4 protein-coding genes are annotated in these 6,071 nt (G+C 72.0%); 2 read left to right on the forward strand and 2 right to left on the reverse strand.

Going from position 1 to position 6,071, the window contains the following annotated elements:
* Positions 1-335: 335 nt before the first annotated feature.
* Positions 336-1,040, forward strand: a complete 705-nt coding sequence (locus VG899_08975) for a hypothetical protein (GenBank protein ID HWA66483.1) — start codon at positions 336-338, stop codon at positions 1,038-1,040.
* A 70-nt stretch (positions 1,041-1,110) separates the two neighbouring features.
* Here the strand turns inward: VG899_08975 and VG899_08980 are convergent, their stop codons facing one another.
* Both VG899_08980 and ileS read right to left on the reverse strand, forming a co-directional pair.
* Positions 1,111-1,521 carry a hypothetical protein gene (locus tag VG899_08980; GenBank protein HWA66484.1) on the reverse strand — a complete coding sequence of 137 codons (411 nt, stop codon included), beginning with the start codon at positions 1,519-1,521 and terminating at the stop codon, positions 1,111-1,113.
* A gap of 257 nt (positions 1,522-1,778) precedes the next feature.
* Complete coding sequence (ileS, locus tag VG899_08985; protein ID HWA66485.1) at positions 1,779-4,940, reverse strand: isoleucine--tRNA ligase; 3,162 nt, start codon at positions 4,938-4,940, stop codon at positions 1,779-1,781.
* 564 nt (positions 4,941-5,504) lie between these two features.
* On the opposite strand from ileS, the gene VG899_08990 reads away from it, so the two are divergent.
* The coding region (locus VG899_08990; protein ID HWA66486.1) for a hypothetical protein at positions 5,505-6,071 on the forward strand (567 nt) is incomplete at its 3' end.

Consider the following 6,071-nt stretch of genomic DNA (forward strand, 5'->3'; position numbering starts at 1 on the left):
CGACGCCGCCGGCCGGCCAGCCTGCGCCCGGCCAGCCTGCGCCGCAGCCTCCACCGTCGCCGCCGGGTGCGGTGCCGCCTGTGGCGGCGCCGGCGACCCCGCCGCCGCCACCCCCGAATCCGTTCAGCAGCGCCCCGCCGCCCAGTGGGCCGCCGGCCGAGGCGTGAGCAGCGCCACGTGATCTTTGTCGGTCCGTCCCGTCGCCTGGCGCGCTGCTGCCACTACGATGTGGCGCGACAGCCGCGAGTCACCGGATTCGCTCATGTGATCTGGTGATCGCGGCGCGTGCCGTCGCACCACCAATCGCACTTGATGAGGGAAACGGAGTCGACGACGTGATCGTCATCAGCGGGATCCTGCTGCTCATCGCGGTGGTTTTCCTCGTCATCGGGCTGTTCGGCCCGCTGGCGTGGGTTTACGCCTCGATCGCGGTCAGCGTGTTGTCGTTCGTGTTCTTGCTGGTCGGGGTTCGCCAGCGCCGCGACGTGGTCTTGCCGGCCGGCGCGCCGGCACCGCGCGGCTTGCCCGCCAGCGAAGAGCCGTCGAGTGCCGACGTGACCCTCGTCCCGGCCGGTGGGCGCCGTCCCGCCGCGGGGGCCGCCGCGGCCGGAGCTGCCGCGGCTGCAGCGACCGCTGCCGTCCTCGAAGAGCGGGAGGCCGAGCCGCCTGCGGCTCGCGTCGAGCGGCCGCGCCCGGCGCCGGTGCCGGCGCGCCCGACCCGGCCCGCCAGCCCCGCCGCCAGCCGGCTGCGCAGCAGCTCGACGACGCGTCCGCGCGCCGTCCTTCCGGCCCGGCTCGCCGAGGCCGAGGGCGCGGGTGGTGCTGCCAAGAAGACGGCGGCGAAGAAGGCTGCTCCGGCCAAGACCGCCGCCAAGAAGGCTGCGCCGGCCAAGACCGCCGCCAAGAAGGCAGCCCCGGCAAAGGCGACCACGGCGAAGAAGGCCGCTCCGGCTGCCAAGAAGACCGCAGCGAAGAAGGCGGCTCCGGCTGCCAAGAAGACCGCAGCGAAGAAGACTGCTGCCAAGAAGAGCGCGGGCTGACCTCAGTCACAGGACATACGAAGAGGGGCCCCGCCGCTTGGCGGGGCCCCTCTTCGTATGTGCGGTCGGGTTACGGGTTCGACACCCGGCGGAAGGGGTCACGCGCGGGCGGCGTCGGCAGCTGCACGCGGTCGCCCTCGATCGACAGGCCGGTCAGCCCGAGCACGTGGCAGAGCACCGACAGGGTCGTCTCGCCGGCCTCGATGCCCTCCTGGGTCACCATGGCGCGGTAGATGAGCGCCCAGTGCTTGGCGGGGGTGTCGTAGGTCCAGTCGACCGAGCCGAGGTGCACAGCGGTGCCGCGGCTGCCGTCCGGGCCGTTGAACGGCCCGCTCCACAGCTGGATGCCTGCCGGGCCGGCCGAGAACCGTCCGCCCTGCGTCACGTCCTCGTGTGCGGCGGCGTCGAGCAGCGCGCGTGCCTGCAGCTCCGGAAGGACCAGCGCCGGGCGTACCTGGCTGGTCAGGGCGGGAACCGCCACTGCTTCGGTCTTGAGACGCAGCCCGTCAGCTGACGTCTTGAGAAGCGTCAAAGACACCTCGCACCTCCGGATCGAGCGCGTCGCTTTTGGGTATCTAACATGACGCACCTACAGCATCAGGCCAGATACGCGTGAGAATCACTAGGCCGAACGGGTTAATTGTCGCTCTGTGCAGTGGTTCGTGGCTCGATTTTGTCAGAAAAACGCCAGTTTGGCGATTCGGGCCTGGCTCATCCTGACTAGCCGGACCAGGGCCGTTACGAGCCGGCTTCCCGAAGCCAGAACCGCACCGCGGGCTCGCTGAGGGCGTGTTCGGCCAACGGCGCCGCCGGGGCGCCTTCGGTGACGGCCACCGCGAGCACCTCCGCGGCGAGCAGCTCGGCGCCCTCACGCACCGCCTGCGCGGCAGGTCCGTCCGACTGCCACCACAGCTCGATCCGGTCGGTGACCTCGAGGCCGGTCGACTTGCGGGCGTCCTGGACGCAGCGGACCAGCTCGCGCACCACGCCCGCGGCGCGCAGGTCGTCGTCGAGGGTGAGGTCGAGGGCGACCGTGTCCGCGCCGGAGCTGGCGACCGCCCAGCCGGCCCGCGGCGTCTCGGAGGTGATCACGTCGTCCGCGTCGAGCTCGATCGTCTCCCCGTCGACCTCGACGCTCGCTCGCCCGTTGGCCCGCAGCGCGGACACCAGGGCGGCGTGGTCGCTTCGCTGCACCGCCTCGGCGATGGTCGGCGTACGCGGCCCGAACCGCTTGCCCAGGGCGCGGTAGTTCGCCTTGACGCTGACCTCGACGAGGTCGCCGGCGCCGGACAGCGCCGCCACCTCGCGGACGTTGAGCTCGTCGGCGACCTCGGCCACGAGGTCGGCACCGAGGCTGTCCCAGCCCGGCGCCGAGACGAGGGCCCGCCCGAGCGGCTGCCGGGTGCGCACGGAGGACTCGGCGCGAGCCGCCCGTCCGAGCTCGACGACTCGGCGGACGAGCGCCATCTGCTCGCCGAGGTCGGTCGAGACCGCGGCCGGCTCGGCCTGCGGCCACGTCTCGAGGTGGACGCTGTCGGCCGCTGCGGGATCGACGTCTCGCGCGAGCCGCTCGTGGACCTCCTCGGTGACGAACGGGACGAACGGCGCCAACAGCCGGGTGAGCACGTCCAGACACTCGGCGAGCGTCGCCAGCGCCGCGGCGTCGCCCTCCCAGAAGCGCCGCCGCGAGCGGCGGACGTACCAGTTCGACAGGTCGTCGACGAGCTCGGTGAGCCGGCGCCCGGCCCGGGTCGGGTCGAAGTCGTCGAGCGCCTGCGTGACCTCGATGACCGTCCGATGCAGCTCGGAGCGCGCCCAGCGGTCGAGCACCGGCCGGTCGGCCGGGGCCGGGGCGGGGTGGTCAGGCGTCCAGTTGTTCGCCCTGGCGTAGAGCACGAGGAACGACGCGGTGTTCCAGTACGTCAGCAGCACCTTGCGGACGACCTCGCCGACCGACTCGTGGCCGACCCGCCGGGCCGACCACGGGTTGCCGGCGGTGAGCATGAACCACCGCAGCGCGTCGGCGCCGTGCCGCTCGAAGAGCTCGAACGGGTCGAGGACGTTGCCCAGGTGCTTGCTCATCTTGCGGCCCTGCTCGTCCAGGATGTGGCCGAGGCAGAGCACGGTGCGGTACGACGACTGGTCGAACACCAGCGTGCCGATCGCCATCAGCGTGTAGAACCAGCCCCTGGTCTGGTCGATCGCCTCGCAGATGTAGTCGGCCGGGTAGGACGCCTCGAACGCCTCCTGGTTGCGGTGCGGCGCACCCCACTGCGCGAAGGGCATCGAACCCGCGTCGTACCAGCAGTCGATGACCTCCGGCACCCGGGTCGCGGGCTCGCCGCAGGTGGGACAGTCGAAGGTCACCTCGTCGACGAACGGCCGGTGGGGGTCGAGTGCCGACAGGTCGGTCCCGGCGTAGGAGGACAGCTCGGCGAGTGACTCGACCACTGTCAGGTGCTCGGAGTCGCAGCGCCAGATCGGCAGCGGCGTGCCCCAGTACCGGTTGCGCGAGAGCGCCCAGTCGATGTTGTTGTCGAGCCAGTCGCCGTAGCGGCCGGTCTTGATCGTCGGCGGATGCCAGTCGGTTGTGGCGTTCTCGCGCAGCAGCGCTTCCTTCACCGCCGTCGTGCGGATGTACCACGACGGCAGGGCGTAGTAGATCAGCGGCGTGTCGCAGCGCCAGCAGTGCGGGTAGGAGTGGGTGTAGTCCTCCTTGCGCAGCAGCAGGCCACGCTCGCGCAGGTCGGTGACGATCAGCGGGTCGGCGGCTTTGAAGAACTGCCCCCCGACGAGCGGTAGCTGGGGTTCGAAGTGGCCGTCGGGCTGGATCGGGTTGACCACCGGCAGCCCGTAGCGGCGGGCCACCGCGAGGTCGTCGGCACCGAAGGCCGGCGCCTGGTGGACCAGGCCGGTCCCGTCCTCGACCGTCACGTAGTCGGCCAGCCCCACGAAGTGCGCTCCGGGGATGTCCACCAGGTCGAACGGCCGGGAGTACGTGACGTGCTCGAGAGCCGTCCCCGGCATCCGGTCGAGGATCTCCGCGCCGTCGCCGAGCGCATGCTCGACCAGCGGTTCGGCGACCACGAGCAGCTCGTCCGACCCGCTCGGCCGGGCGACCACATAGGTCACGTTCGGGTTGACCGCCACGGCGGTGTTGCTGATCAGCGTCCACGGGGTGGTGGTCCACACCAGCAACGCCGCGCCCTGCCCGCGTGAACCCGGCTCGGCGAGCGGTCCGCTGGTCACCGGGAAGCGCACGAACACCGACGGATCGGTCACGTCGAGGTAGCCCTGGGCGACCTCGTGGTCGCTGAGCCCAGTGCCGCAGCGCGGGCAGTACGGCGTCACCCGGTGGTCTTGCACCAGCAGGCCCTTGCCGTGGATCTGCTTCAGCGACCACCACACGCTCTCGACGTACGCCGGATCCATCGTCCAGTAGGCGGTGTCGAGATCGACCCAGTAGCCCATCCGCTCGGTCATCCGGGTGAACGCGTCGACGTGCTCCAGCACCGACTCGCGGCACTTCGCGTTGAACGCCTCGATGCCGTATTCCTCGATGTCGTTCTTGCCCGAGAACCCGAGTCGCTTCTCGACCTCGAGCTCGACGGGCAGCCCGTGGCAGTCCCAGCCGGCCCGCCGCGGCACGTGGTAGCCCCGCATCGTGCGGTAGCGCGGGAACAGGTCCTTGAACACCCGCGCTTCGACGTGGTGGGTGCCGGGGCGCCCGTTCGCGGTCGGCGGCCCCTCGTAGAAGGTCCACAGCGGGCCGTCTGCGGTCTGCTGCAGGGTGCGGGAGAAGACGTCGCGCTCCTGCCAACGGGCCAGGATCTCCCGCTCGAGGGCCGGCAGGTCCACCTGGGGGCTCATCTGGCGGTACGCACCGGTGGGCGTAGCCATTTGAGGAGACCCTCCAAGATCGAAGCGGAGCGCCGAGCGCGAAACTCAAGCGTAGCCTTGCTGGTACGCGAGAGTCGCGTGGGTTGGCTGCGGCGCGGCGCGTTGCCGGTGGGTGAACGCGGTTCTATCCTGCGCGCACCCAAGATCGGCAGCATCACTGGGCCGGCCCAGCAGAGCCGGCGGACGTCCGGGAGGCCGAGAATGGCACGGGAGCACTCGACCCTAGGTGGTCGGTTGCGCCGCCTGGTGACCCCTCGGGGCGTCGCTGACTCGGTGACCGGGGCCGGCACCGCGGTGGCCGGCGCCGCCACATTCGCCACATCCGCCACATCCGTCACATCTGCCGCGGCCGGCACAGCGCAGCGGAGCGCCCAGCGCTCGGCCACCGAGGCGTTGCGCCGCGGCGGTCGTTCCCCGGCAACGCCGCCCCCCACGCGGAACACCGGCGGTGCCTCCGCCGTTGCCAAGCCAGCAGGCCGGGCGGCGGCCAGGACGCCGGCCCGACCCAAAGCGACAAGTACGACGAAGCAGGCAGCGACCGGAAAGGCGCTTGTGAAGCAGGCAGTGACCAAGACCTCCGCGGCGAAGTCGGCGCCGAAGAAGGCTGCGCCCGCCAAGGCGGCGCCGAAGAAGGCGGCCGCCAAGCCGCCGGCGAAGTCGGCCGCGGCGAAGCCGGCGACGAAGAAGTCCGCCGCGACTGCGGTGAAGGCGCCCGCGAAGCGGGCGACGAGCAAGGCCTCGGCCCCGACGCGCCCGCCCTCGAAGGCGTCCGCCAAGCCGGCACCCGCGAAGCCGGCGGCGCCGAAGGCCGGTTCGAAGCCGGCACCCGCGAAGAAGGCGGCGACGGCCAAGGTGGCGGTGAAGGCAGCCGCTGGCGCCAAGCAAGCCGCGCCGGCCAAGAAGACGCCGGCGAAGGCCGCGGCCACGAAGGCTGCGCCCGCGAAGGCGACGAAGGCCGCAGCCGGCAAGGCCGCGCCGGCGAAGGCCGCGCCCGCAAAGACTGCGGCGAAGGCCGCGCCCGCAAAGACTGCGGCGAAGGCCGCGCCCGCGAAGGCGGCTCCCGCGAAGGCCAGCTCGACCGCGGCGGCGAGCAAGGCCGCGGCCGACCAGCCGGTCGCGACCGCCCCGGCC

The sequence above is a fragment of the Mycobacteriales bacterium genome (assembly GCA_035550055.1).
Classification (GTDB): domain Bacteria; phylum Actinomycetota; class Actinomycetes; order JAFAQI01; family JAFAQI01; genus DASZTV01.

Excerpts from the sequence above, each read along its gene's own strand:
- ileS (HWA66485.1), bottom strand. The coding sequence starts at position 4,940 with ATGGCTACGCCCACCGGTGCGTACCGCCAGATGAGCCCCCAGGTGGAC.